Origin of the sequence: Hyalangium gracile (assembly GCF_020103725.1) — a bacterium.
GTDB classification, from domain to species: domain Bacteria; phylum Myxococcota; class Myxococcia; order Myxococcales; family Myxococcaceae; genus Hyalangium; species Hyalangium gracile.
The window spans coordinates 26,606-52,104 of the sequence record NZ_JAHXBG010000007.1; the positions used below are offsets into that span (position 1 = coordinate 26,606).

Below are 25,499 nucleotides of genomic sequence, written 5' to 3' on the forward strand. Positions count from 1 at the left end.
GCGGCCGTCACGGCGTCCGCGGCTCGAAGAAGGAGAACCCGGCCTCGCGCAGCATGCGCACCACGGTGAGCATGGGCAGCCCCTGGACGTTGGTGCGGTCGCCCTCGAGCCGCGCCAGCAGGGCCTGTCCGGCGCCCTCCACGCGGTAGCTGCCGGCGCACCCCCGCCACTCGCCCAGGTCCAGGTACCGCTCCAGCTCCTCCGGACGGAGGGGGTAGAAGGTGAGCCTCGATACCTCCAGGGCCTCGGCCACGTGGCCTCCAGGGCCCACCAGGCACACGCCGGTGCAGATGTCGTGGGTCTGCCCCAGGAGCTTGCCGAGCTGACGCCGCGCGGCGTCACGGTCCTCGGGCTTGGCGAGCACCTCCGTGCCCACCTGGACGAGCTGGTCCGCGCCGATGACCCAGGCCTCCGGGTGGCGGGCGTGGACGGCGCGGGCCTTGCGCGCGGCGAGCAGCTGCACCGCCTCGCGGGCGGAGAGGGTGGGGGATACGTCCTCGTCCACGCCGGGGGCCTCGGCCTGGTAGGGCAGGCCGAGCCCGTCCATCAGGGCCCGACGGGCGCTCGAGGTGGACGCCAGATAGAGGGGGTTCATGGGGGCACACCCTACGACGGACCCGAGCCGCCAGGCATCCAGGCATCCGGCACCGAGCAGGCAGGCATGACGATTCTTCCCGAGCCGGTGGGGATGCCGTACCCTGGGGAGCCATGTCGCGGCGCGGCCTGCTCGCCCTCTTCCTTCTGCTCGGTGCCTGTCAGCGGACCTCCTCGGAGCCTGCCGCGGTGGCGGCTGTCCCGGATGCCGGGCCCGCCGTCGCGCCCGCCGCGGCCACGGCTCCCGCTCCCGCCGTGGAGGACTCCGCCCCGGCGGCTCCTCATGGGCCCGGTGCGCACTCGGACGCCATGGCCGCGCTCCCCGTCTGCTCCTCGGGCGGCAAGGCGCCGCTCGACGCGGCGCGCCTCTATTACGACGAGCAGCGCTACCTGGAGGCGCTCTCGTGCGCGGCCCGGGCCGCCGCGCTGGAGCCCGACAACGCCGAGGCCCATGCCGAGCGGGGGATGGCCCTGTCCGCGCTGGGCAAGGTGCCGGAGGCGCAGATGGCCTTCGCCCGCTCGCTCGCCATCGACCCGGACTCGCCGGATGGCCTGCTGGGCGCGGCCCACCTGTACGTGGTGGAGCTGCCCTCCAGTCACGAGCGGGACGAACTGGGGCTCCTCTACTCGGAGCGGGGCCTGGCCAAGCCCGGAATGCTGCCGGACATGGTGGTGCAGTTCGCCCTCATCTCGGCCATGGCCTTCAACGATCTCGGCCAGGCGGAGGAGGCCCTGGCGCGCGCCGCCATCGTGCTGTCGCACGAGCCCAACAACCACGAGGCCATGTATGAGAGGGCCCTGGCCCTCTTCGAGCTGTGCCGCTTCGCGGAGGCGAAGGCCGCGTTCTCGTCCCTGCTGGGCAACCCGCAGCATGGGGCCCACGCTCACCAGCACCTGGGGCTGCTCCTGGAGCGGGAGGGCAGATGGAAGCAGGCGCAGGCCCACTTCGACAAGGCCCGCGAGCTGTCGCCCGAGGACTTCCCTCCGCCGCCCATGCCCTCCGAGGCCGAGTTCCGCGAGGCGGTGGCGAACGCCGTGGCGGCGCTGCCCGAGGCCATGCGCAAGGATCTCGAGGGAGTTCCCGTCTCGGCCGAGGAGCTCCCCGCGGACGATGATCTGCTGTCGGGCGAGCCTCCGCTGTCGCCGACCATCCTGGGGCTGTTCCGTGGCCCGCCGCTCAGCGAGCCGTGTGATGGGACGGAGACACCGTGCCGCTCGGTGGTGCTCTACCGCCGGAACCTGGCGCGCGCGGCGAGCACCCCGGCGAAATTGCTGGAGCAGATCGAGATGACGCTGCACCACGAGGTGGGGCACCTGCGCGGTGAGGACGACGAGGAGCTGGCCGCGCGCGGCCTGGAGTGAGCCCATGCCCCCCCGAACCCTTCCCACCGCGCGCGTGAGCCTCAAGGGCGCCAAGAGCCTGCGCCGCGGCAACCCCTGGCTCTACCGGACCGAGCTGGCCGAGCCTCCCTCCACGGAGACGCGCGGGGCGGTGGTGGCGGTGGTGGATCCGCAGGGCAACCCCATCGGCCAGGCCTTCTACGCCCAGCGCTCGCCGCTGGCGCTGCGCCTGCTGACGCGCCGTCCGCCCTCCGAGGAGCCGGTGGACGAGGCCTTCATCCGCCATCGCCTGGAGGCCGCCCTGGCGCGCCGCGCGCCGCTCAAGCACCGCGACGGGCTGCGGCTGGTGCACGGCGAGTCGGACCTGCTGCCGGGCCTCTTCGTGGACCGCTATGGCGCGGGGCTGACCCTCCAGACGCTCTCGGAGGGGATGGACGCCCGGAAGGAGCTGGTGGCGCGAATCCTCGTGGAGAAGACCGGGGCCACGCACGTGGTGTGCCGGGACGACGCCTCCGGCCGCGACTTCGAGGGCCTGAAGCGCGAGGTGTTGCTGCTGCACGGCTCCGGCGATGCCCGCTTCACCTACCACGAGGGCGAGAACCGCTTCGAGGTGGACCTGCTGGGCGACATGAAGACGGGGGCCTTCCTGGACCAGGTGGACAACCACCTGCGCGCCGGAGAGCTGGGCCGCGGCGAGGCGCTGGATCTCTTCAGCTACCACGGCGGGTTCGCGCTGGCGCTCAGCCGCTCGTGCGACACGGTGCTCGCCGTGGAGCAGGACGCCAAGGCCGCCGAGCGGATTCGCGAGAACGTCGCGCGCAATGGCCGCTCCAACGTGACGGTGGACAACGCCAACGCCTTCGACGTGCTGCGGCGCTTCGCCGACTCGGGCCGCCGCTTCGACACGGTGGTGCTGGATCCGCCGGGCCTGGCCAAGCGCCGCGAGGGCCTGGCCACCGCGCTGCGCGCCTACCACGAGCTGAACCTCCGGGCCCTGAAGTGCCTGAAGCCGGAGGGGCTGCTCGTCACCTGCTCCTGCTCGGGGAAGCTGGGCCGCGAGGCCTTCGAGCAGATGGTCCTCTCCGCCGCGGAGGACGCGCGCCGCCCGGTGCAGATCCTCGAGCGGCGAGGAGCGGGCCTGGACCACCCCGTGCTCGCGGGGCTGCTGGAGACCGAGTACCTCAAGGCCCTCTACGTCCGGGCCCTGTAGGCCGGCTCACGGCTCCTGGCGGGTGGCCAGGGAGACCTCGAAGGTGGAGCCCTCTCCCGGCTGGCTCTCGACGCGGATCTGCCCCCCGAGCGCCGCGACGATCTGCTTGCAGATCCACAGCCCCACGCCGAACCCGCTGTAGTTCTGGCCTGGGACGGCGCGCTCGAACCGCTCGAAGATGCGCGCCTGGTCCTCCAGCGGGATGCCGATGCCCCGATCCTTCACGGACAGCAGCGCCCGGTCCCCGTCGGCCGTGACGGTGACCTCGATGGGCCTGCCGGCGCCGTATTTGAGCGCGTTGCTCAGGAGGTTGGAGAGCACCTGGTCCAGCCGGGCCCGGTCCCACCGTCCCCTCGCGGCGCCCTGGGCGTGCACGGTGATGGGGCTCTCCGCGCGCGTGGCGTCCTCCGCCATCCGCTCGCGGACCTCGCGCACGAGCTCCTGGAGATCGAACTCCTCGAGCCGCAGCTCGAGCTTGCCGGCCGTGAGTCGCGACAGATCCAACAGGTCGGTCACCAGCGCCTCCAGACGCTTGACCTGGCGATCCACCCCACCGGCCTTCGCGAGGAGCGGGGACTTGCTGTCCTCGGGCGCCTGCAAGCGGCCCAGGCTCTTCTGCAGCGACTGGACCTGGAGCTTCATCGTGGTGAGCGGCGTGCGCAGCTCGTGGGCGGCCACCGAGAGGAACTCGTCCCGCTGCGCGACGGCCTTCTTCGCCTGGGTGTAGAGCCGTGCGCGCTCGAGCGCCTGAGCGCTCTGCGCCACCATGGTGGACATGAGCCCGCGCTCGTTCTCGTCGAACGCTCGGGCCGTCGCGAAGCGGACCCACAGCACGCCGAGCACCTCGTCGCGTGCCAGCAGCGGCAGCGCCGCGGCGGCCTGGTACCCGGCCTCGGAGGCGGACGGGAGCAGCGCGGGGTACTGCGCGCCGTAGCTCGCCAGGTCCTCGAAGAAGAACGCCTTCCCCTCGCGGTAGGCGGCCGCCACCGGGTTGTCCGCCGTGACGGGCAGGGTCTGGAAGCGCTTCAGCACGTGCTGGGCGTGGGCGTGGCCCACGCTGGCGGCGATCTCCAGCACGGTGCCGGTCGCGTCCGGCAGCACGAGCGAGCCCGCGGCGCCCTCCATGGAGGCCACCGCGATCTGCGCGACGACGGTGGCCACCTCCTCGGGAGTGGCCGCGCCCGACAGCGCCGCGGTGACCTGCTGGAGCCGGCTCATCCGGGAGGCCGCCTCCGCCAGCCGCCGGCGGTCCTCACGCAGCTCGGCATGGAGCCGGAGGCTGTCCAGGGCGGTGGCCGCGCAGTCCGCGACGGCCTCGATCAGCTCCCGGTCGGCCTGGGTGTAGGGGGGACTGCCGGGATCCCTCGCCAGCCAGAAAGCGCCATGCACCCGGGCCTTCCCCTCCATGGGCACGACGATCAGGCTGCTCACGCCCACGCGCTCCAGATAGGCCCGGTACTCCGGGACCACGGTGCTCTGCAGGAGTGTCGGATCGGCCTCCGGCAGGCAGATGGGGCGGCCCGACGCGACGGCCTTTCCCACGAAGCCCTCACCGACGCGCAGCTGCCGCGCCTGGTTGACCTGCTCGATGAGCCCGCGCCGGACCGGATCCCGGTGGCGGATGGTGATGGGCTCCAGCGACGTGTCGTCCTCCCGCAGGAGGTAGGCGGCACAGCCGTCCCCGAGCACCGACACGAGGTGTGAGCAGACGGTGTCCAGGGCCAGCTCGAGATCGGGCTCGGCCTCCGCCAGCTGCCGCGACAGGTGGACCAGGATGCGCAGTCTCGCGGCCGCTTCGAGGACGGAGGCCTCGTGAGCGGAACTCCCCTCCGAGGCAGTGCTGTCGCGCCCGCGCGGAAGGGGGATGCCAGGGCTCATGGGAGGACTCGAGAGGGAACGAGCCCCTGGGCTAACAAAAATGTCCCGTCCAAACAAGGAGCCGGACGCTCACGCGTCCAGTGGTGAAACCCTCGCCCGCTCCTCGGCGGGAGCGCGAGCTCAGGCGCTGGGACGGGCCGCCTTCGCGTCGCGCTCCGCGGTCCGCAGCTCCTTGCCCGCCTTGTCCTGCGCGGGCTTGCGGGCCTGGGCGGCGCGGCTCTTGGAGGCCGGAGGCGCGTCCGAGAGGCTGAAGCCGCTGTGCTCCGACTCGGCGCGGGAGGTGGAGTAGACCTCGGCGCCGCTCGGGGTGACGTGCACGTTGAACTCGTGCGTGTCGCCGTCGCGCAGCCGCAGCGTCACCCGGCTGACGCCCGGGTGCACCGCGCGGATCTCCGCGCCGCTCTTGGTGATCTGCACCGCGATCACCGACGAGTCAGACACCTCCACCTTGCTGCCCTTGCCGGGGAAGCCGAGGAACGTCGTCTGCCCCACCCACAGCGCCAGCGGACCGGCCCACGCACCCGTCGAGAACAGGGCCACCGCGACCAGCATCAGCTTCCCGGCGTTGCGCATCATGACGACCTCCCAGGGGGCGTTGTGGGCTGCTTGCTCTAATTATCCGACATGTGGGCAGGAAGTTGCGTGCTACTGTAACGTGAATGATTCCAAGGGGTTGGGGGCAAGAAAAAAGGCCACCCCCGGCTGGGAGTGGCCCATTTTCGGGCGGCGGGAGCCGCAGGGACTAGTAGCGGTAGTGGTCGGACTTGTACGGGCCCTCCTTGGGCACGCCGATGTAGCTGGCCTGCTCAGCGGTGAGCTCGGTGAGCTGGGCGCCCAGCTTGGTGAGCTGCAGGCGCGCCACCTTCTCGTCCAGGTGCCGCGGCAGCATGTACACGCCCGGCTTGTACTTGTTGGGGTTGGCGAAGATCTCCACCTGCGCCAGGACCTGGTTGGCGAACGAGGAGCTCATCACGTAGCTGGGGTGGCCGGTGCCGCAGCCCAGGTTCACCAGCCGGCCCTCGGCCAGCAGGATGATGCGCTTGTTGTCCGGGAAGATGATGTGGTCGACCTGGGGCTTGATGTTCTCCCACTTGTACTGCTTGAGGCTGGCGACATCGATCTCGTTGTCGAAGTGGCCGATGTTGCACACGATGGCGTTGTTCTTCATCCGCTTCATGTGCTCGTGGGTGATGACGCGGAAGTTGCCCGTGGCGGTGACGAAGATGTCGGCGTGCTCGGCCGCGTAGTCCATGGTGACGATGCGGTAGCCCTCCATGGCGGCCTGGAGCGCGCAGATGGGATCGATCTCGGTGACCCACACCTGGGCCTGGAGCCCGCGCAGCGCCTGGGCCGAGCCCTTGCCCACCTCGCCGAAGCCGGCGACCACGGCCACCTTGCCGGCGATCATGACGTCGGTGGCGCGCTTGATGCCGTCCACGAGCGACTCACGGCAGCCGTAGATGTTGTCGAACTTGGACTTGGTGACCGAGTCGTTCACGTTGATGGCCGGGAACATGAGCTTCCCCTCCTTGGCCATCTGGTACAGGCGGTGGACGCCGGTGGTGGTCTCCTCGGTGACGCCGCGGATGCTGGCGGCCGTCTTCGAGTACCAGCCGGGCCTGGCGGCCAGGCGCTTCTTGATGGAGTTGAAGAGGAACGTCTCCTCCTCGCTGCCGGGGTTGGACAGGACGGAGGGATCCTTCTCGGCCTTGCTGCCCAGGTGGAGCAGCAGGGTGGCGTCGCCGCCGTCGTCGAGGATCATGTTCGGGCCGCCGTCGGCGAACTCGAAGATGCGGTGGGTGAAGTCCCAGTACTCCTCGAGGGACTCGCCCTTGTAGGCGAACACGGGGGTGCCGCTGGCGGCAATGGCGGCGGCGGCGTGGTCCTGCGTGGAGAAGATGTTGCACGACGCCCAGCGGACCTCGGCGCCGATGGCCTCCAGCGTCTGGATGAGCACCGCGGTCTGGATCGTCATGTGGAGCGAGCCCGCGATCTTCGCGCCCTTGAGGGGCTGCGTCTTGGCGAACTCCTCGCGGATGGCCATCAGACCGGGCATCTCGGTCTCGGCGATCGCGATCTCCTTGCGGCCCCAGTCGGCCAGCTTGATGTCGGCGACGTGGTAATCGGTGAACTTGGTCAAGTCGGTGACAGCCCTCATTGCGTTGCTCCTGATGGCAGGGGCTGAGGGGAGGAGCGCGGGCTTCTGCTCGCCTCCCGGGCCCTCGGCCGCGAGTCAGCGAGCGCCGTTACAGAACCTGAGCCTGGCGGGGTTCAGCCCCGTTGCAGCGCTCCTCAGGTGAAGAACACCCTAACGGAGGAGGGGGGATCTTGACCAGTGGGTTGCGCGGCCCGCCTGCATGCCCTGCGGCGGGACGAAGGTGTCGCCTACATGCCGTCCAGCAGCCCCAGCCGATCCTTCAGGCGCAGGACGCGCCGGACGGCCGCGTCCAGCTGCTCGGCCATGCGGGGCTCGGACTGGGCCAGCTTCGTGAGGATGCCGAAGTAGTCCAGGCCGCCGCTCCAGTCGGGGGGCTCGGTGGTGAGGATGAGATCGTTGCCGGCGAGGAAGGCCAGGCGCACCACCTCCTCGCGCTCGGCGCCGATCTGCTCGGCGAGGGCGCGGATGGCCACGTCGTCGGTGATGGTGATCCACCCGTTCTCGTGGGCCAGGGAGACGAGTGACGGCTCGAGGATGGCGGGCCTGGGGCCGAACTTCGAGTAGACGATGTTGGACATCATCACCCCGCCGAGGAACGGGTTGGCGGAGCGGAACACGGAGGCCTCGGTGCGCACGCGCTGCTCGTCCCAGTCCACGGTGGCGCGCTCGTGGTCCGAGTCGGCGTCGAGATCTCCGTAGCCCGGGAAGTGCTTGCCGATGGCGGCCACGCCGGACCTGGCCAGGCCGCGGGCGAAGGCGGTGGCTTTCTGCTTCACCACCTCGGGGTTGCCGGAGAAGGCGCGGCCGTTGCGGAACATGTGGCCCGAGGGGGCCACGTCGAACACGGGGGCCAGGTTCATGTTGAGCCCCACCTCGCGCATCGCCTTGCCGACGCGCACGCCCCAGCCCTCCACCTCGGAGTCGGCCAGCCCCGCCATGTCGCGCGCGAGCGGCAGTTGCTGGATGGAGGGGTGCCGGCTGAGGCGGTTGAAGCTGCCGCCTTCGATGTCCACGGCGAAGAAGGGCGGAACCCGGGCGCGCTCGCGGGACGTGCGGATGCGGTCCCTGGCCTCGGGAATCTTGCGGAGCGTGGCCCCGACGAAGAGCACGCCGCCGACCTCGACTGGCGCGTCCTTGCTGATCTGCGGATAGGCGAGCAGCAGCTGCCCCACCTTGTCGCGCAGGGACAGCGACTGGAGGACGCGCTCGACGCGAGCCTCATCGGGAGTGCGCTCGGCGAGCCCCTTGTTCGACTTCGCCTTCGTCTGGGCGGAGGCCTCGTCGAAGGCGCAGAGCAGCAACAGCAGGGACACGAGCGATGAGCGAAGGACTCCGTGCATGGCGGCGCCAGTCTTCCACAAAGGAGCCGCGTCGCCTTCCAGCGCGGAGGGGAGGCGGGGCCTTTACGCCACCCCCCTGGCCATGCGATCAGTAGCTCAGTAAAAGCAGATTAAACTGCTATTCTAGAAAAGGATGATGAGGATGAAACGAGGATTCTCCGTGCTGGTGGGCGCCGTGCTGCTGGCTGGCTGTGGAGCAGAGGAGCGTGTCGAGACGACGGCGGAGGGCGTGCTCGGAGAGGGCCTGCGGGTAGAGCGCGAGTCCGCCGTGGAGCGCGAGCTCGCGGCCCTGGCGTACTGCGATGACGTGGCGAACTGGAGCACGGCGTGGACCGACTTCGAGAACCAGGTCCTCACGTTGGTGAACCAGAAGCGCGCGGCGGGGGCCACGTGCGGTGGCGTCTCCAAGCCCCCCGTGCCCGCGCTCACGCTGGACACGAAGCTGCGCTGCGCCGCGCGCAAGCACTCGAAGGACATGGGGGACAACAACTTCTTCAGCCACGTGGGCTCGGACGGCTCGACGTTCTCCCAGCGCATCACGTCTGCGGGCTACCGCTGGCGCTCCGCGGGAGAGAACATCGGAGCAGGGTACGCCACGCCGGCCGCGGTGGTGAACGGCTGGATGGCCAGCACGGGCCACTGCAACAACATCATGAACGGCGGCTTCAAGCAGCTGGGCGTGGGGTACTACTCCCGGTCCGGCAGCCCCTACACCCACTACTGGACGCAGTCGTTCGCCGCGCCGCTGTAGTCCGGGCCCGGGACACGGGCGGCCCGCTCGGCTCGCCCGTGCTCTCCGGTGGGGCTCAAGGGATGCCCAGCTCCTTGCGCAGCCGGTGGGTCACCTTGAAGTACTCGGTCCTCGAGAAGGGCACGTTGAGGATGTGGAAGTCCTTCTTGGACAGGCCCACGCAGCCGAAGCAGTAGTTACAGTCCTGCAGGCTGCGGCAGAGGATGAGGTACGCGCTGCCGGTGCAGTTCTCGCACTGCACGCAGTAGGCGCACGCGTGGCAGCTCTTCGAGTCCACGCAGTGCGAGCAGTTGTTGCACAGCTCGCAGCGCACGCAGTGGGTGCAGTGGTAGCAGCTGTCGCAGTCCTTGCAGAACATGCAGTTGGCGCAGCGCTGGCACCCCTCGCACGCGTACGAGCCCGGGTTGCCTGGATCCGAGGCGAACGACTTGGCCAGCTTCTGGAACTGGTCCATGAACTCCCGCTTGCCCAGCGCCACCACCGCCTCTCGCGCCGCGGCCTCCTCCGTCACCATCTCCGGGGTGGGCGCGCGCGTTCCTTTCTCCTTCACTCGAGAGACTCCTTCCGTTACCGGGGACTTAGCGCAGTTGGGCGAGCCCCGCGAGGTCGATGCCACGCGCCACCCGCCGCACCTCCACCGTGCCCGGGAAGCCTCGGCTCGTGACCGCCACCACGAACCGGTCTCCCACCAGCAGGTTCGCCTCGGCCGTCGCCTCCGTCGCGTCGTAGCGCACGAAGCCCACCGCCGCGTCCCAGAAGATGGGCGCCGTCGGATCGCTCTCCGGCCGCTGCTTGGCGTCCTCGGCCGCCGCCTTGATGGCCTTGGCGATCTTCCCGCCCAGCGTGGTGTCCACGATACGCACCTTCACCTCGCGATCCTCACCTCGGGTGAACGTGCGCTCGGCCTCGCTGACGGACACCTCGCCGTACTTGCCGGTGGAGCCCTCGGTGGAGGCGTGGGTGAAGCCCTCCAGGGCGTCGGGCAGGAAGGGGGCCAGGTCCTTGAAGTACACGCACGGTGCGGGAGCGGTGGCTGCCTCCGAGACGGTGGGAGTCTCCGCCCTGTCGCGGCTGTCGTCCTTACAACCCCAGCCCGGCATCAGGGCGAGCAGGAGCAGGGGCAGATGCGATTTGATTTCGCTCACGAGCCGATCAAAAGGTATCCCCGCGCGGCGCGCAATGGACCTCTCGAAGCTCAACCCCCCTCAGCGCGATGCGGTGACGACCCTCGAAGGCCCCCTGCTCGTGCTGGCGGGCGCCGGAAGTGGGAAGACGCGCGTCATCACGCACCGCATCGTCCACCTGCTCAACGAGCGGCCTCTCGGGGCCACCGCTCGCAACATCCTGGCCGTCACCTTCACCAACAAGGCCGCCACCGAGATGAAGGAGCGGCTCGTGAAGATGGCGGGCCCCCGCGCACAAAGTGTCCTGGTGTGCACCTTCCACGCCTTTGGTGCGGAGATGCTCCGGGAGGACATCCACCGGCTGGGCTGGCCCAAGAAGTTCGCCATCGCGGACATGGGGGACCAGCTGGCGCTCATCCGCCGGGCCATGCGCGATCATAAGGTGGACGATCGCGCCTTCGACGCGCGCAAGGTGCTGACGCTCATCTCCAAGGCGAAGAACTCGGGGCAGCCGCCGTCCCCGAAGCCGGAGGGGATGGGGGACGACTACGATCTCATCACCCACATGGTGTACCCGGGCTACCAGCTGGCGCTGAAGGCGCAGGGCTCGGTGGACTTCGACGATCTGCTGGTGCTGCCGGCGCGGCTGCTGCGCGAGCACGAGGACCTGAAGCAGAAGTACACGCGGCGCTTCCGCTACCTGCTGGTGGACGAGTTCCAGGACACGAACCTGGCGCAGATGGATCTGCTGCGGCTGCTGGCGGGCGAGGCGAAGAACGTGTGCGCGGTGGGGGACGACGACCAGGCCATCTACAGCTGGCGTGGCGCGGAGGTGAAGAACATCCTCCAGTTCGACAACTACTTCCCGGGCACGAAGGAGGTGCGGCTGGAGCAGAACTACCGCTCCATGCAGGTGGTGCTGGACGCCGCCAACGCCGTCATCGCGAAGAACCCAGAGCGCAAGGCCAAGCGCATGTGGACGGACCGCGCGGGCGGCGAGCGCATCAAGGTGGTGAAGTGCCCCAATGAGGAGGAGGAGGCGCGCTACGTCGCGCGGGAGATCGAGAAGCACATCGCCCACGGCATCCCCGCGGACGACATTGCGGTCCTCTACCGCACCAACGGGCAGTCCCGGCCCATCGAGGAGTCGCTGCGCGAGAAGGGCATCGCCTACGAGGTGGTGGGCGGCAGCGAGTTCTTCGATCGGCGCGAGGTGAAGGACGTCATCGCCTACTTCAAGGTGATCGCCAACCCGAAGGACGAGGTGAGCCTGCTGCGCATCGTCAACGTGCCGGCGCGAGGCATCGGCGACGTGACGATGGAGCGGCTGAACGGGCACGCTCGCAACCAGGGCGTGTCGCTCTGGGAGGCGATGGAGCGCAGCGAGCAGTACGAGGACCTCCCGGCGGGCGCGGGCGGCAAGGTGCGCGAGTTCCTCCGGATGATCGAGCGCTACCGGGGGCTGTTCGAGGGCGGCAACCTGGCGCACGTGACGCGCCAGCTGCTGGAGGAGATCGGCTTCAAGGAGGCGGCGCGCTCGATGGCGCTCTCGGCGACGTCGGCGGACAAGAAGCTGAAGTCCGTGGACCAGGTGCTCAACTCGCTGGAGGCCTTCGAGAAGCGGGAGGGGCCCAAGGCCAGCCTGCTGACGTACCTGAACCGCCTGAGCCTGGACACGCGGCAGGAGGAGGAGGAAGTCCCCGGGGGCAACCGGCGCGTCACCTTGATGACGGTGCACGCCTCCAAGGGGCTGGAGTACCGGCTGGTCTTCTTCATCGGGATGGAGGAGGACCTGATGCCCCACAAGGGCATGCAGGGCGAGCCCCAGAACCTGGAGGAGGAGCGCCGGCTCTGCTACGTGGGCATCACCCGGGCCAAGGAGCTCCTCTATTTGACGCGAGCCGCCATCCGGGTGAAGCGGGGCAAGGACGTGCCCTGTACGCCGTCCCGCTTCCTGGAGGACCTGCCGGCCGAGGTGGTGGAGCAGATCGACCTGGAGGCCCCCCGGACGGGCGCCCCCACCGAGCAGGAGAAGAACTTCTTCGCCAACCTGAAGGAGCGCTTCAAGGCCAAGGGGGCAGGCGGGGGACCAGCCCCGAGATAGGGCGAAAGTGGGGTTTGTTGCCTCGGAGTGCGGCCCGGCCTTGACTTGCCCCCTGGCTCCTCCTAAGAGGGTCGGCCTTTCCGGGCCTCTCCCTGGAGTATTCAGGAAGGACCCGTGGTTGGTTCGACTATGTCAGGCGGCCTGCGCACGCGGCCGCCGCAGCAGAGTTTTGGAGTGCAAACAATGTCGCAGAGGACCTACAGCGCGAAAGCGTCTGACATCAAGCGCGAGTGGCACGTGGTGGACGTCTCGGACAAGGTGCTGGGCCGCGCCGCCAGCCAGATCGCCACCCTGCTCAAGGGCAAGCACAAGGCGATGTACACCCCGTCCATCGACACCGGGGACCACGTCATCGTCATCAACGCCGCCAAGGTGAAGGTGACGGGCACCAAGGAGAAGGACAAGCTCTACTACCGCCACCCGCGGGCGGGCTTCCCTGGCGCCCTGAAGATCACCAACCTCGAGAAGCTGCGCCAGCGGCACCCTGAGGACATCATCATCAACGCCGTGCGCCGCATGCTCCCGCGCAACGCGCTGGGCCGGCAGATGATGACCAAGCTCAAGGTCTACGCGGGTGACACCCACCCCCACGCCGCGCAGAAGCCCGCCGCGCGCGCGGTCGAGGCGTAACCTTCTCCCAACCTTTGATGACGAGAGCAGAACCCCATGCCTATCAACCCTGAGAATGGTTTCTACGCCACTGGCCGCCGCAAGGAGGCCACCGCTCGCGTGTGGCTGAAGGCCGGCACCGGCGTCGTGTCGATCAACGGCCGCGACATCAACAACTACTTCGGCCGTGAGACCTCGAAGATGGTGCTGTTCCAGCCCCTCGAGGTCCTCGAGCAGAAGGGCAAGATCGACCTGACGGTGAACGTCAAGGGCGGCGGCCTGTCCGGCCAGGCGGGCGCCATCCGCCACGGCATTGCCCGCGCGCTGTGCGCCTTCAACCCGGAGTTCCGTCCGGTGCTGAAGAAGGCCGGCTTCCTCACCCGTGACGCCCGCGCCGTCGAGCGCAAGAAGTACGGCCAGCCGGGTGCGCGTCGCCGGTTCCAGTTCTCCAAGCGCTAGTCTGCTTGCTCCTCATGGGAGCACTTCAGCGGCGGAGGTTCCCCCTGGGGAGCCTCCGCCGTTGTGCTTTTGGACTTTGGAAAGAGGGGTCTATTCGCCCGGCCCGGAGGCGGTGCTAGCATTCCGTCCCGACCATGGAACTCAACGAGATTCTCCAGATCGCTCTTCGAGGCGGCGCCTCGGACATCCATCTCAAGGCCGGACTGCCGCCCATGTTCCGCGTGGACGGCTCCCTCGTGCCCCTCAAGGACGGCAAGCGGCTGCCGCCAGAGGAAGTGGCGCGGATGGCGTTCGGCATCATGAACGAGTTCCAGAAGGAGAAGTTCAAGGCGAGCAACGAAGTGGACCTCGCCTACGGAGTTCCCGGCCTGGGCCGCTTCCGCGTGAACATCTTCCAGCAGCGCGGCACCATCGGCGCGGTGCTCCGCGTCATCCCCTTCAAGGTGATGACGATCAAGGATCTGCTCCTGCCGCCCATCCTCGAGAAGATCGTCGGCGAGGAGCGCGGACTGATCCTCGTCACGGGGACGACGGGCTCCGGTAAGTCGACGACGCTCGCGGCGATGATCGATCACATCAACGCCAACGAGACCAACCACATCATGACGGTCGAGGACCCGATCGAGTTCCTCATCCGTGACAAGCGCTCCATCATCAACCAGCGCGAGGTGGGCGTGGACACGCTCTCCTTCTCGCAAGCCCTCAAGAGCGCGCTGCGCCAGGACCCGGACGTCATCCTGGTGGGCGAGATGCGTGACTACGAGACCATCGAGACGGCGCTCCACGCGGCGGAGACGGGCCACCTGGTGATGTCGACGCTGCACACGCTGGACGCCACGGAGACGATCAACCGCATCGTGTCCGCCTTCCCTCCGCACCAGCAGAAGCAGGTGCGTCTGCAGCTGGCGGCGGTGCTCAAGGCGGTGGTCAGCCAGCGCCTCATCCCGCGCGCGGACGGCAAGGGCCGTGTGGCCGCGGTGGAAGTGCTGCGCGTCACCGCGCGTGTGCGCGAGCTCATCGAGGACAAGGACCGCACGAAGGAGATCCACGACGCCATCTCGCAGGGCTTCGACACCTACGGGATGCAGACGTTCGATCAGTCGCTGATGGGCCTGGTGCGCAACGGCCTCGTCTCGTACGAGGAGGCGCACCGTCAGGCGACGAACCCGGACGACTTCGCGCTGCGCTTCTCTGGCGTCAGCGGCACGGCCGACTCCAAGTGGGACAACTTCGACGGCAAGTCCGGCGAGCAGCGTCCGGTGCCGGGCTCCGCGCAGTTCGCGCAGAAGGGGCAGCCTGGGGCCGGGGCTCCGCCTGCGCCTGCCGCGGGGGCTCGTCCGGGCGCGGCGACGCCGGCTCCGGGCGCCCGTCCTCCGCCTCCGCCCGCCGCCGCGGCTGGGCGTCCCGCCGCTCCCGGTGCGCGTCCTCCGCCTCCGCCCGCCGCCGCGCAGGGTGGCGACGACGACTTCAGCATCGAGCGGTTCTGATCCCGGAAGGGATGGCCCTCTCCCTCCCCTGCTCGGAGGGGGAGGGGAGTGGTTCCCAGGTCTCCCTCCGGCGCGGCACCGCGTTCCGGCTCAGGCGTCCTCGTCGCCGAGCTGGGCCCGGAGGCGGGACAGGCGCATGGGCCCGATGAGGCCCTGCTGGGAGAGGAGCTGCAGCAGCTCCACCGTGGCGCGCAGCCGGGCCTCCTGCTGCTCCTCGTCCTGGCCGGCGATCTCCGCCTCCACGAGCTGATCCATGTGCTCGGGGTTGATGGGCGCGGGGCCCTCGGACCAGGCGATGTCGAAGAGGCTCTTGGCGATGTGGGCTCGCGCCGTGCGCTCCGTGTCCGTGGCGCCCTTCTGCGAGAAGCGCATCATCATGGCGTCCACGCCCTCGCGGGTGAGGGCGGCGAGCGCCGGCACCTCCGTGAGCGCCTCCTCCACGAAGGAGGCATCGAAGGTGTCCACCTCCTCCTCGTAGCCGAAGGCCTCCTCCAGGAGGATGGAGGCGATGAAGGCTTCCGTCTCCTCCTCGCTGGCGCCCTCGGAGATGAGCGCCTCGCGGGCCTTGGCGGTGGCGGAGGCGAGCTTGGAATCCTGCGCGATGGAGCGCGCCGCGGTGTGCGTGGCCAGCAGCACGAGCGAGGCCTGGGCGTCCGAGGCGAGCTTGCGGCCGGCGACGCCGAGCACCTCACCCCGCTGCTGGGGGTGGGCGGCGGCGGCGGCGACGAAGAGCTGCTCCTCGGCGTCCAGCGGCTCTCCGGCCTTTTCCTTGCGGAGTGTCTCCCGGGCGGCCTCGAGGCTGAGGAAGCGAGCAATGAGAGGGTGCATGCCGCGCCTGTTACCACATGCTAGAGAGCAAGCGATGGACACGGAGCAGGATGGCCCCGAGGCCGTGCAGCGAGCGACAGAAGCGTGCCTGCGGCTGTTGGCCGTGCGCGCTCGGAGCCGGCACGAGCTGCGGCTCTACCTGACGCGCAAGAAGTTCTCCATCCCGGTGCAGGACCAGGTGCTGGAGAAGCTTCAGGGCTTCGGCTACGTGGACGACGCGCGCTTCGCCCGGGAGCGGGCAGCCTCGCTGCTGCAGAAGGGGCGGCTGGGGCCCCAGGCGGTGCTCCATCGGCTGGAGGCCCACGGACTGGGGGCCGAGGAGGCGCGCGAGGCGCTGGCCGCCGCTACCGGCGCCGTGGACTTCGACTCGCTGGCCGCCGCCCGGCAGGTGCTGGAGCGCCGGGGGATGCTCGGGCGCCGGCTCGATGCCAAGGAGCACGCGAGGGCCGGACGCCTCCTCCTCAGCCGGGGTTTCTCCGAGGAAGTCGTCCAGCGGCTGCTCGGTGAACCATCGCTGGATCCGCCGGGGCTGGACGATTAGCTTGCGCGGGTGCCCATGCGTCTCGCCGTCTCCTGCCTGACTGCCCTCCTGCTGCTCTCCACCGGCTGTGCCTCGCTCGAGCGCAACGCCGGCGACCCGGACTACGCCTCCAAGGCCGAGGAGAACCTCGCCCTCGGGAACGAGGCGCTCGAGAACCGGGACTTCTACAAGGCCGAGAAGTACTTCGAGTTCGTGAAGACGAAGTTCCCCTACCTGGAGGCCTCCAAGGAGGCGGAGCTGAAGCTGGGGGACGTGGCCTTCGAGCAGGACCAGTTCCCCGAGGCACGCGAGCTGTACCTGTCCTTCATCAAGCTCCACCCCACGCACCCCCGGGTGGACTACGCGGCGTACCGGGCGGCCCTCACCCACGTGAAGGACATGCCCTCGGACTTCTTCCTGCTGCCGCCGTCGGAGGAGAAGGACCAGACGGAGGTGCAGTCCGCGCTCCGGGCGATGACGGACTTCCTGCGCCAGTACCCGGATTCGCAGTACGCGGCGGAGGCGAAGGTCCAGGAGGCCGAGGCCAGGCGCCGGCTGGCCGAGCACGAGCTGTACGTGGCCGCCTTCTACCGCAAGCGCCAGCGCTGGAACGCCGTGGCCCAGCGGCTGGAGGCCATGCTGAGCCGCTACCCGGGGACGCAGTACGAGGAGGAGGCGCTCTTCTCCCTCCATGATGCGTACCTGCGGCTCAAGCAGCCGGAGCGGGCCCAGGAGACGCTGCGCAAGGTAATCCAGCGGCTGCCGAACACGCCCGCCGCGCAGCGGGCCCAGCGCATGCTCGGGTCGTGAGATCCAGCGAGGACTGGAGCCGGCTGGGCGGCATCCTGATTGCCGCGACGGCCGCCATCACGGTGGCGGTGCTGGCGCCTCGTACGCTCGGGCTGGCCGCCGGGCCCGAGCCCGAGATCATCACCGAGCTCAAGAGCCTGGAGCGGGAGGGGCTCGAGCTCACCCTGCCGGGGCTGCCCGCCCCGCTCACCTCGCGCCAGGCCTACTTCGACCGCATCACCGTGCGGGTGGAGCCTGGAGGCCAGCGGGCGGAGGCGCTGGCCACCCTGGACTTCACGGGCTCCGTGGGCGACACCGAGGTCAGCTCGCTGGGCGTGGAGCAGGTCCCCTTCGTCCTCCAGAGCGGCAGCTGGAGCCCGGCGGGGGCGGTGGCGCCCCGGCTGGCGGCGGTGGTGGTGGCGCTGGAGGCCCGCCGGCGGGCCTTGGACGCCGGGGATGCGGAGGCGCTGGCCCGGCTCACGGCTCCGTCGGACGGGGATGCCGGGGGTGGAGGGGATGGCGGGTCGGTGAGGGTGGGAGAACCAGACCTGGAGACGGTGCTGGCCCTCAAGCGCAGGCGCTACAGGGCTGATGCATGGTTCATCCGGCTCGAGCGGGACGAGGCGCTCGTGACCGAGCACTGGCATCTGGAGGGAGATCTCCCCTCCCGACCGGTGAACCAGCAGGGGGAGGGCAGACTGATCCTCGTGAGGCGCGGTGAGGAATTCTTGTTTTCGTCGGCGCTCAGGTAGGCTAACCGTCTTATCGCCAGCCTTGGCGAGGTAGGGACATGGACGAGGCCCTCAAGCAGCTTCTCACCCTCGGGCGGGGGTACTTCGAAAAGAAGCAATACGCGCAGGCCGAGCAGCACCTGTCGCAGGTCGTCGAACAGAATCAATCGTTCGCCGACGTCTACAACATGCTCGGCATCATCTACCACGACCAGGGCCAGTTCGCCCGGGCGCAGCGGGCGTTCGAGTCGGCGCTCCGCATCAACCCGGCCTATACGGAGGCCGCGCTCAACCTGGCCGTCATCTACAACGACATGGGCAAGTACGCCGAGGCGAAGGAGGTCTACCAGAACGCCCTCGCCCGGCAGAAGAACACCCCCGGGGAGATGGACCCCTTCGTCAAGGGGAAGATCGCCAACATGTACGCGGACATCGGCAACGTGTTCGCCTCCAACGGCGCCTGGGAGCCGGCCATCGGCGAGTACCAGCGGGCGCTGGGGCTGTGCCCCCAGTTCGTGGACATCCGCATCAAGCTGGGGGATGCGCTGAGGGATGCCGGGCGGCATGCGGAGGCCCTCCAGCAGTTCGAGCAGGCCATCTCGCAGAACCCGGGCTTCATGCCGGGTCGCATCCACTACGGAATCGCGCTTTACTCGGCGGGTCAGCGGGCGGAGGCTGTGAAGGTGTGGGAGGACGTCCTTACGCGCGATCCGGACAACAAGAGCGCGCGGATGTACCTCAATCTGGTGAAGGAGTCGGCGGCGGGTAAGGCGGAGCAGGCGAGCTGATATTCATGGAAACCCTCTTCATCGAGGTCTCGGTACCGTGAGCACTCCGAGCGGGTCGAAGAACTACGCCCTGAAGTTCATCTCTGGGAAGTACCAGGGCGGCGAGTTCCCCCTGAAGGCGGACAAGCAGATCGTCATCGGCCGGTCGAGCGAGCTCGACATGGTGCTCGTCGAGGACATGGTCTCGCGCAAGCACGCGAAGATCATGATCAGCGCCGGGAACATCACCATCGAGGATCTCGGCTCGACCAACGGCACCTTCGTCAACGGCGAGAAGGTGAAGCAGGCGCGGCTGAAGGAGGGGGACCGAATTCTCATCGGCACCTCCATCCTCAAGCTCATCCAGCAGGGCGCGGACTCGGCCAACGTGGACGAGAACGTCGTCAAGCAGAAGCTGGAAGAGGCGGCGGCGGCGCAGGCGGCGCGCTCCACGAAGACTTCCTCCATGACGGGGAAGATCGAGGAGATCCCGCTGCCGGACCTGCTGCAGCTGTTCCACACCTCCAAGAAGAACGGCGTGCTGGTCATCACCAGCGACCGGGAGGGGAAGATCTACCTGCGCCAGGGCCGCGTGTACTACGCGGTGATCGACGAGAACCACAACCTGGGTCCGCAGAAGAGCTTCAACCGCATCATCACCTGGGAGACGGGCGACTTCGAGCTGCGCCCGGCGGACAACCAGGAGTTCATGGTGGAGCTGGACTCGTCCACCGAGGCGCTCCTGATGGACGCGCTGCGCCAGCTGGACGAGTTCAAGCGCATCCAGGGCAACCTGCCGGACATGGCCGCTCCCATGCGGCTCTCCCAGCCGATGACGGCGCCGCTCAAGGAGCTGACGCCGGAGCTGCTGGACGTGCTGCAGCTGGTGCACAACTACGGCAGCCTCGGCGGGGTGCTGGACCACGCGGACCAGGACGACGTGCTGACGGCGGAGGCCGTCGTCCAGCTGCTCAAGCGCGAGTACATTCAGCCGGGGTGATGCCATGGCGGACGAACAGCACCAGCACAAGCGCCTCACCGAACTGAGTCACTGCGCGGGCTGAGCTGCGAAGCTCCGGCCCGCGGACTTGGCGCAGGTCTTGCGTCGACTGAAGAGAGCGAAGGGACCGCAGGCGTTGGTGGGGTTCGCCACCAACGATGACGCGGCCGTGTACCGTCTGACGCCCGGCCTGGCCGTGGTGGAGACGGTGGACTTCTTCCCGCCGGTGGTGGACGACCCGTTCCAGTTCGGGGCCATCGCCGCGGCGAACGCGCTCTCGGACATCTATGCGATGGGCGCCAGGCCCATCTTCGCGCTGAACCTGGTGGGGTTCCCCAAGGAGCTGCCGCTCGACATCCTCGAGGAGATCCTCGCGGGCGGGCAGTCGAAGGCGGACGAGGCGGGCATCCCCATCCTCGGTGGCCACAGCGTGCAGGACCCCGAGCCCAAGTACGGCATGGCCGTCACCGGCGTGGTGCACCCGAAGAAGGTGCTCACCAACGCGGGCGCGAAGCCGGGGGACGTGCTGCTGCTCACCAAGCCCCTGGGCTCGGGCATCGCCACCACGGCCATCAAGCGGGGCGTGGCGTCCAAGGCCCTGACGAAGCGGGTGGTGGGGGTGATGTCCGCGCTCAACCGCGCCGCGGGCGAGGTGTTCGCCTCCGGGAAGTTCAAGGTGAACGCGCTCACGGACGTGACGGGCTTCGGGCTGCTGGGGCACCTGCTGGAGATGATGACGGGAGCCAAGGCGCGGGCGCTGCTGGCGCTGGAGCGCATCCCCATCATCCAGGAGGTGCCGGCGCTGGCGTCGCAGGGCGTGGTACCGGGCGGGACGAAGGCGAACCTCCTTCACGTGAGCCCGCGCGTGCGCTTCCCCGAGGGGCTGCCCGAGGACATCCAGTGGGTGCTCGCGGACGCGCAGACCAACGGAGGGCTGCTGGCCTCCGTGCCTGCTCGGGACGCGCGCAAGGCGCTCCTGGCGCTGGACAAGGCCGGCGTGGAGGCCGCCCTCATCGGCGAGGTGGCGCGCGGTCGCCCCGGCATCGATGTCGTGGGCTGAAGGCTGGGGTGGGATTCACCCAGGGGCTCCGGCTTGGATAGCATCGCGGGTGGCATGACGCTCCGCACCTTCGTCCCTCTCGTGCTGCTGCTGGCCACCTCCGCTCGCGCCGAGCGCATCCCTCGCATCGTCATCGATCCGGGGCACGGCGGCTCGCAGGAGGGAGCGAAGGGGCCTGGGACGCTGCAGGAGAAGGAGGTCGTCCTGCAGATCGCCCGGAAGCTGCGCGAGCGGCTGGAGAAGGAGGCGGGGGCGCAGGTGTTCCTCACGCGCGAGAAGGACGGGACGCTGCCGCTGCCTCAGCGCGTGGACTTCGCCAACAGCAAGCGGCCGGACCTGTTCCTGTCCATCCACGCCAACTCCATGCCCACGAAGAAGCTGCGCGAGCGCATCGAGGGCATCGAGACGTACTTCCTGTCCGCGACGGCCTCGGGAGCGGGGGCGCGGGCCACGGCGGACCGCGAGAACGCGGAGGTCTCCTCGGGGCCGTCCGTCCAGGCCGACTCCACGCTGAGCTTCATCCTCAACGATCTGGCGCGCATGGAGGCGCACGCGGACTCGTCTCGCCTGGCGTACGCCATCCACCAGCAGCTCATCTCCGCCACGGGGGCCTCGGACCGAGGCGTCCTGCAGGCGCCCTTCTTCGTCCTCACGGGCGTGGAGGCCCCAGCCGTCCTCATCGAGGTGGGCTACATCTCCCACCCGCACGAGGGAGTCCAGCTGGGCCGGGCCGAGTACCAGGAGAAGCTCACCTCGGCCATCACCGAGGGGGTGAAGAACTTTCTGGGGCAGGTGCGCAAGCGGGATGTCCGGCCGGCGGTGGAGGCGCCCGCCGAGGCGGAAGAGGCCCCCGCGGTGGCGGCCCCAGCGACTCTTTGAGCCGGAAGCGCCCGGCTCTGCTAGAGAGCGACTCTCTCTCAAACCGAGGAGCTGCCCGTGCGGTCCTTCCAACGCGGTGCGCTGGACCTTCGCCCTGTCACCCTGACGCCTGGTGTGAACCGTCACGCCGAGGGCTCCACCCAGGTGGAGTTCGGCCACACCCGCGTCATCGTCACCTGCTCCGTGGAGGAGCGGGTGCCTCCGCACCTGATGGGGAAGGGCACGGGGTGGGTGACGGCCGAGTACGGGATGCTCCCGCGCTCCACGCACACCCGCTCGCAGCGCGAGGCGGCCAAGGGCAAGCAGAGCGGCCGTACCATGGAGATCCAGCGCCTCATTGGCCGCTCCATGCGCGCGGCGGTGGATCTGGCGACGCTGGGGCCGCGCACGCTCACGATCGACTGTGACGTCATCCAGGCGGACGGGGGCACGCGCACCGCCTCCATCACGGGCGCCTACGTGGCGCTGGTGCTGGCGCTGCGCAACCTGCAGAGCCGGGGCGTGCTGTCGAAGACTCCGACGCTCACGCCGCTGGCGGCGGTGTCCGTGGGCGTGGTGGGCGGCGAGGTGCGAGTGGACCTCGACTACGAGGAGGACTCGAGCGCGGACGTGGACCTCAACCTGGTGGCCACCGGCGACGGCCGCATCGTCGAGGTGCAAGGCACGGCCGAGCACAAGCTCTTCGACCGGAAGCTGCTGGACGGGATGCTCGACGGCGGACTGGCGGCCATCCAGCAGCTCACGGCGGCGCAGGCGAAGGTGCTGGGATGAAGCCTCGCGTCCTCTTCGCCACCACCAACGCGGGCAAGGTGAAGGAGCTGCGGGGGCTGGTGGGGGGCTCGGTGGAGGTGGTGTCCCTGAAGGACCTGCCGCCCATCCCCGAGCCCGTGGAGGACGGGGAGACCTTCGAGGCCAACGCGGAGAAGAAGGCGCGGGCCTACGCGGAGGCCTCGGGGCTGCCAGCCCTGGCGGATGACTCGGGGCTGTGCGTGGACGCGCTGGGGGGCCGGCCGGGAGTTCACTCGGCGCGCTACGCGGAAGGGGACGACCGGGCGAGGTACCTGAAGCTGCTCGGTGAGCTGGAGGGCGTGCCAGAGGCCCAGCGCACGGCCTCCTTCCGGTGTGCCCTGTGCCTGGCCTTCCCAGGAGGCAAGGCGCTGGTCGAGGTCGGCCGCTGCGAGGGGAGCATCCTCACCGGGCCGCGTGGCGCGCACGGCTTCGGCTATGACCCCGTCTTCTTCATCCCCGCACTGGGCAAGACGATGGCGGAGCTGACCTCGGAGGAGAAGTCGGGCGTCTCCCACCGAGGGGAGGCATTCCGGAAGATGAAGCCGGCTTTGCTGGCTCTCCAGGCAACTGGGTGACAGGTCAGTCAGGTTCACCTTGCACGTCCGTGCGCGATGTCACAAGAATGTCCGTCTTGATCGGGGCGTAGCGCAGCCTGGTAGCGCACCTGCCTTGGGCGCAGGGGGTCGGAGGTTCAAATCCTCTCGCCCCGACATAGTTGTAAGAGACGGTACGGGCTCCAGTAGCTCAGCTGGATAGAGCACCGGCCTTCTAAGCCGGGGGTCGCAGGTTCGAGTCCTGCCTGGGGCGCCAACCGTCCCTGGAGCATTTGGGTCTTGTCAGGGGCCCGGCTTCCACGATAGGGAAGCCGCGCGTTTCACCCTGTTGTACGGCGGTAGGCAGAACGGCGGCCATAGCTCAACTGGTTAGAGCGCTGGACTGTGACTCCAGAGGTTACCGGTTCGATCCCGGTTGGCCGCCCACCTTTCACCCGTACGTAGCCCAAGCGCCTATAGCTCAACTGGATAGAGCATTGGCCTTCGAAGCCAAGGGTTGGGGGTTCAAGTCCCTCTGGGCGCACTCTCCTCAAGAGGCTGGAATCGCTGGGAACACTCCCCAGTGGCTCCGGCCTCTTCGCTTGTGCGGGAGGGGCGGAAGCTAGGTGCCCGGCGGCTTGCGCGGCAGATCCGTGCCGAGCACCGCCTGCAGCAGGTCCACCAGGCCGGGCCAGGCTTCGGCCGACAGCCAGAGCCCCTCCGCGCAGTGCTCGGCCGACATCGTCAGCGACGAGGACTCGAAGAGGCGCGCTGAGACCACGCCCTCCTTCGGAAGCTTTCCCTCCACCACCAGCACCTGTCCGTCCCAGCGGATGCTCGGCGGCAGCAGCTTCTCCGCCAGGGCCCGCAGCGCGGCCTGGCCCGCTCCCGCACGCAGCACTCCCATCAGCAGCGCGGAGGCCGTCCGAGACTCCTCCAACTCCACCTTGCCGGGCGTGCGCAGCCACAGCTTGTAGCGACCTCCGGCCAGCTCCAGGCGCTCCAGCGTCGCCTCCACCCGCAGCTTCCAGCCGCTCACCGTCAGCCGCACGTCGTACACCGCCGGACGGGACTCCCAGGTGCCCAGCTCCAGCGCCTTCACGTTGCGCAGCATCTGCCGCGTGAGTGCCTCCACGCGCGCGTGGGACAGGCGCACCCGCTTGTTGGCGACGTCGATCGCCACGTCCCCCGACAACGCCGAGGGCAGCTGCTTCACCCAGTCGAGCGCGCCTTCCAGAATCTTCGTCGCCAGTGATCGCCCGGCCATCCTGCGTCCTCCGGGGCCAAGTGTAGCAAGGATGAATGCTCGCGGGCGGAGGCTCGGGAATCCGCTGGTGTGCGCGTGCCTCGTGCGGCAGGTTCGTGGCCATGAATGCAAAGCCACGGGTCCTCCTTGTCGGAGCGGGAGCCATCGGCCAGGTGTTCGGGTGGTACCTCCAGTCGGGCGGGGCCCAGCTCGCCTACCTGGTCAAACCGAAGTACGCCGAGGAGGCTCGGCGGGGCTTCACCCTCTACGAGCTCGGCATCTTCGAGCAGGAGCCCAGGCCGATGGAGTTCTCCGGCTTCGGGGTCCACGTCTCCACCGAGGAGGTCGCCGCCGAGCGCTGGGAGCAGGTGTGGCTCTGTGTCTCCTCGACGGCGCTGCGCGCTGGGAACTGGGTGGAGGAGCTTGCCCGAGCCACGGGCGAGGCCACCTGGGTCATGCTCCAGCCCGGCATCGAGGACCGTGACTGGCTGCTGCAGCGGATTCCTCCGGAGCGGCTCGTCACCGGGATGGTGCCCTTCCTCAGCTTCCATGCACCGCTGACTCCGCGGGAGCCTGTTCCGAGGCCCGGTACGGCCTTCTGGCTGCCCCCCATGTCTCGAGGCCTGTTCAGCGGCCCCGAGGATCGCCTCCAGGCCGTCATCCGGGCGTTGAAGGCGGGGGGCTATCCCGCCCACCGCCTTGCGGACGTGACACGCACCTCGGCCATCCCCACCGCGCTGCTGACATCCTTCGTGGACGGGCTGGAAGCCGCGGGCTGGAGCTTCTCGCGCTTCCTGGAGCCCGAGTCCGTGGAGCGGGTCCGCCAGGTGGCAGGGGAGGCCGTGGCGATCGCCGCGTGGCGGATGCAGCAGCGCGCCCCGCCCATGGCTCCGCTCCTGCGCCCCTGGCTGTTCGACCTGATCGTGTCGCTCGGATCCTGGATGGCGCCCTTCAACCTGGAGGACTATCTCCGCGTCCACTTCACCAAGGTCGCGGATCAGTCCCGGGCGATGATGCGAACGTACCTCGAGCTGGGAAGCAAGGCCGGGCTGCCGGTCGCGGCCCTCCAGGCCGCCTCCCAGCGAACCGCCGCCGCTACGTGACCAGCCTCTGGATGTCGCCCAGCGTCCGGTAGAAGCCGCCCCTGGCGGACGGGAGCACCTTCTCCACCACGTCCCCGCGCACCATCCAGCCCTTGTCGCCCGTGCTCTTCTTCGACCACTGCGTCTCTTCCTCGTGGTTGAAGGTGCTCACAGAGAGCAGTGCTCCCACTCGCGGAGTGCGAGCGTAGCCGCGGGCGGG

26 protein-coding genes, 4 tRNA genes, 1 pseudogene and 1 riboswitch are annotated in these 25,499 nt (G+C 69.2%); of the genes and pseudogenes, 21 read left to right on the top strand and 10 right to left on the bottom strand.

The window, feature by feature from the left end; genetic code table 11:
• Positions 1–7 precede the first annotated feature (7 nt).
• Complete coding sequence (locus KY572_RS15355) at positions 8–595, bottom strand: Maf family protein (RefSeq protein WP_224243370.1); 588 nt, start codon at positions 593–595, stop codon at positions 8–10.
• A 113-nt stretch (positions 596–708) separates the two neighbouring features.
• On the opposite strand from KY572_RS15355, the gene KY572_RS15360 reads away from it, so the two are divergent.
• Together KY572_RS15360 and KY572_RS15365 are read left to right on the top strand one after the other, a co-directional pair.
• A complete protein-coding gene (locus tag KY572_RS15360) occupies positions 709–1,956 on the top strand; it encodes a metallopeptidase family protein (protein WP_224243371.1) in 1,248 nt (415 codons plus the stop codon).
• 4 nt (positions 1,957–1,960) lie between these two features.
• A complete protein-coding gene (locus KY572_RS15365; protein ID WP_224243372.1) occupies positions 1,961–3,145 on the top strand; it encodes a class I SAM-dependent rRNA methyltransferase in 1,185 nt (394 codons plus the stop codon).
• A gap of 6 nt (positions 3,146–3,151) precedes the next feature.
• Here the strand turns inward: KY572_RS15365 and KY572_RS15370 are convergent, their stop codons facing one another.
• From KY572_RS15370 to KY572_RS15385, 4 genes are all read right to left on the bottom strand, one after another.
• On the bottom strand, positions 3,152–5,023 hold the full coding sequence (locus KY572_RS15370; RefSeq protein ID WP_224243373.1) for a GAF domain-containing sensor histidine kinase: 1,872 nt from the start codon (positions 5,021–5,023) through the stop codon (positions 3,152–3,154).
• 120 nt (positions 5,024–5,143) lie between these two features.
• Positions 5,144–5,599, bottom strand: a complete 456-nt coding sequence (locus KY572_RS15375) for a hypothetical protein (protein ID WP_224243374.1) — start codon at positions 5,597–5,599, stop codon at positions 5,144–5,146.
• 166 nt (positions 5,600–5,765) lie between these two features.
• Positions 5,766–7,181 (bottom strand): adenosylhomocysteinase, encoded by a 1,416-nt coding sequence (ahcY, locus tag KY572_RS15380; protein WP_224243375.1) that lies wholly within the window; start codon positions 7,179–7,181, stop codon positions 5,766–5,768.
• A gap of 73 nt (positions 7,182–7,254) precedes the next feature.
• Positions 7,255–7,322, bottom strand: a riboswitch (S-adenosyl-L-homocysteine riboswitch).
• An 86-nt stretch (positions 7,323–7,408) separates the two neighbouring features.
• Complete coding sequence (locus KY572_RS15385) at positions 7,409–8,521, bottom strand: glycoside hydrolase family 3 N-terminal domain-containing protein (protein ID WP_224243376.1); 1,113 nt, start codon at positions 8,519–8,521, stop codon at positions 7,409–7,411.
• 142 nt (positions 8,522–8,663) lie between these two features.
• On the opposite strand from KY572_RS15385, the gene KY572_RS15390 reads away from it, so the two are divergent.
• Positions 8,664–9,272: a CAP domain-containing protein gene (locus tag KY572_RS15390; protein WP_224243377.1), complete on the top strand. Its 609-nt coding sequence runs from the start codon at positions 8,664–8,666 to the stop codon at positions 9,270–9,272.
• Between the two features lie 55 nt (positions 9,273–9,327).
• Here the strand turns inward: KY572_RS15390 and KY572_RS15395 are convergent, their stop codons facing one another.
• A complete protein-coding gene (locus tag KY572_RS15395; RefSeq protein WP_224243378.1) occupies positions 9,328–9,822 on the bottom strand; it encodes a caib/baif family protein in 495 nt (164 codons plus the stop codon).
• Between the two features lie 28 nt (positions 9,823–9,850).
• Positions 9,851–10,417 (bottom strand): hypothetical protein, encoded by a 567-nt coding sequence (locus KY572_RS15400; protein ID WP_224243379.1) that lies wholly within the window; start codon positions 10,415–10,417, stop codon positions 9,851–9,853.
• 34 nt (positions 10,418–10,451) lie between these two features.
• Between KY572_RS15400 and KY572_RS15405 the strand changes: the two genes are divergently transcribed.
• The 4 genes from KY572_RS15405 to KY572_RS15420 all read left to right on the top strand — a co-directional run bounded on the left by KY572_RS15405 (position 10,452) and on the right by KY572_RS15420 (position 15,055).
• Complete coding sequence (locus KY572_RS15405) at positions 10,452–12,500, top strand: ATP-dependent helicase (RefSeq protein WP_224243380.1); 2,049 nt, start codon at positions 10,452–10,454, stop codon at positions 12,498–12,500.
• Between the two features lie 183 nt (positions 12,501–12,683).
• Positions 12,684–13,130 carry a 50S ribosomal protein L13 gene (rplM, locus tag KY572_RS15410; RefSeq protein ID WP_224243381.1) on the top strand — a complete coding sequence of 149 codons (447 nt, stop codon included), beginning with the start codon at positions 12,684–12,686 and terminating at the stop codon, positions 13,128–13,130.
• Between the two features lie 36 nt (positions 13,131–13,166).
• Complete coding sequence (gene rpsI, locus KY572_RS15415; protein WP_224243382.1) at positions 13,167–13,568, top strand: 30S ribosomal protein S9; 402 nt, start codon at positions 13,167–13,169, stop codon at positions 13,566–13,568.
• A gap of 134 nt (positions 13,569–13,702) precedes the next feature.
• Positions 13,703–15,055 carry a type IV pilus twitching motility protein PilT gene (locus tag KY572_RS15420; protein WP_224243383.1) on the top strand — a complete coding sequence of 451 codons (1,353 nt, stop codon included), beginning with the start codon at positions 13,703–13,705 and terminating at the stop codon, positions 15,053–15,055.
• A gap of 90 nt (positions 15,056–15,145) precedes the next feature.
• Here the strand turns inward: KY572_RS15420 and KY572_RS15425 are convergent, their stop codons facing one another.
• Complete coding sequence (locus KY572_RS15425) at positions 15,146–15,883, bottom strand: hypothetical protein (protein WP_224243384.1); 738 nt, start codon at positions 15,881–15,883, stop codon at positions 15,146–15,148.
• A 34-nt stretch (positions 15,884–15,917) separates the two neighbouring features.
• On the opposite strand from KY572_RS15425, the gene KY572_RS15430 reads away from it, so the two are divergent.
• The 13 genes and pseudogenes from KY572_RS15430 (at position 15,918) to KY572_RS15490 (ending at position 23,495) form a co-directional block, all read left to right on the top strand.
• A complete protein-coding gene (locus KY572_RS15430; RefSeq protein ID WP_224243385.1) occupies positions 15,918–16,424 on the top strand; it encodes a regulatory protein RecX in 507 nt (168 codons plus the stop codon).
• A 15-nt stretch (positions 16,425–16,439) separates the two neighbouring features.
• Positions 16,440–17,213, top strand: a complete 774-nt coding sequence (locus KY572_RS15435; protein ID WP_224243386.1) for an outer membrane protein assembly factor BamD — start codon at positions 16,440–16,442, stop codon at positions 17,211–17,213.
• Complete coding sequence (locus KY572_RS15440) at positions 17,210–17,944, top strand: hypothetical protein (protein WP_224243387.1); 735 nt, start codon at positions 17,210–17,212, stop codon at positions 17,942–17,944. The genes KY572_RS15435 and KY572_RS15440 overlap by 4 nt, the downstream gene beginning before the upstream one ends.
• A 29-nt stretch (positions 17,945–17,973) precedes the next feature.
• Positions 17,974–18,711, top strand: a pseudogene (locus KY572_RS15445) (tetratricopeptide repeat protein); the annotation flags it as partial.
• Positions 18,712–18,748: 37 nt separating this feature from the next.
• Positions 18,749–19,690 (top strand): FHA domain-containing protein, encoded by a 942-nt coding sequence (locus KY572_RS15450; RefSeq protein WP_224243389.1) that lies wholly within the window; start codon positions 18,749–18,751, stop codon positions 19,688–19,690.
• A gap of 4 nt (positions 19,691–19,694) precedes the next feature.
• Positions 19,695–20,750, top strand: coding sequence for a selenide, water dikinase SelD (selD, locus tag KY572_RS15455; protein WP_224243390.1), 1,056 nt, complete (start codon positions 19,695–19,697; stop codon positions 20,748–20,750).
• Positions 20,751–20,804: 54 nt separating this feature from the next.
• Positions 20,805–21,629: an N-acetylmuramoyl-L-alanine amidase family protein gene (locus tag KY572_RS15460; protein ID WP_224243391.1), complete on the top strand. Its 825-nt coding sequence runs from the start codon at positions 20,805–20,807 to the stop codon at positions 21,627–21,629.
• 57 nt (positions 21,630–21,686) lie between these two features.
• On the top strand, positions 21,687–22,400 hold the full coding sequence (gene rph, locus KY572_RS15465; RefSeq protein ID WP_224243392.1) for a ribonuclease PH: 714 nt from the start codon (positions 21,687–21,689) through the stop codon (positions 22,398–22,400).
• Positions 22,397–22,993, top strand: a complete 597-nt coding sequence (locus KY572_RS15470; RefSeq protein WP_224243393.1) for an XTP/dITP diphosphatase — start codon at positions 22,397–22,399, stop codon at positions 22,991–22,993. The genes rph and KY572_RS15470 overlap by 4 nt, the downstream gene beginning before the upstream one ends.
• 61 nt (positions 22,994–23,054) lie before the next feature.
• Positions 23,055–23,128 (top strand) — tRNA-Pro (locus KY572_RS15475).
• Positions 23,129–23,151: 23 nt separating this feature from the next.
• Positions 23,152–23,228 (top strand) — tRNA-Arg (locus tag KY572_RS15480).
• 94 nt (positions 23,229–23,322) lie between these two features.
• Positions 23,323–23,396: transfer RNA gene (locus KY572_RS15485), tRNA-His, on the top strand.
• A 25-nt stretch (positions 23,397–23,421) separates the two neighbouring features.
• Positions 23,422–23,495: transfer RNA gene (locus KY572_RS15490), tRNA-Arg, on the top strand.
• Positions 23,496–23,573: 78 nt separating this feature from the next.
• Here the strand turns inward: KY572_RS15490 and KY572_RS15495 are convergent.
• On the bottom strand, positions 23,574–24,218 hold the full coding sequence (locus KY572_RS15495) for a hypothetical protein (RefSeq protein WP_224243394.1): 645 nt from the start codon (positions 24,216–24,218) through the stop codon (positions 23,574–23,576).
• A 101-nt stretch (positions 24,219–24,319) separates the two neighbouring features.
• On the opposite strand from KY572_RS15495, the gene KY572_RS15500 reads away from it, so the two are divergent.
• Positions 24,320–25,300 (top strand): ketopantoate reductase family protein, encoded by a 981-nt coding sequence (locus tag KY572_RS15500; protein WP_224243395.1) that lies wholly within the window; start codon positions 24,320–24,322, stop codon positions 25,298–25,300.
• On the opposite strand, the gene KY572_RS15505 is transcribed toward KY572_RS15500, so the two are convergent.
• The gene (locus KY572_RS15505; RefSeq protein ID WP_224243396.1) at positions 25,293–25,451 is read right to left on the bottom strand and encodes a hypothetical protein; all 159 of its coding nucleotides are present in this window, start codon (positions 25,449–25,451) and stop codon (positions 25,293–25,295) included. The two genes, KY572_RS15500 and KY572_RS15505, sit on opposite strands and share 8 nt — an antisense overlap.
• Positions 25,452–25,499: the final 48 nt, after the last annotated feature.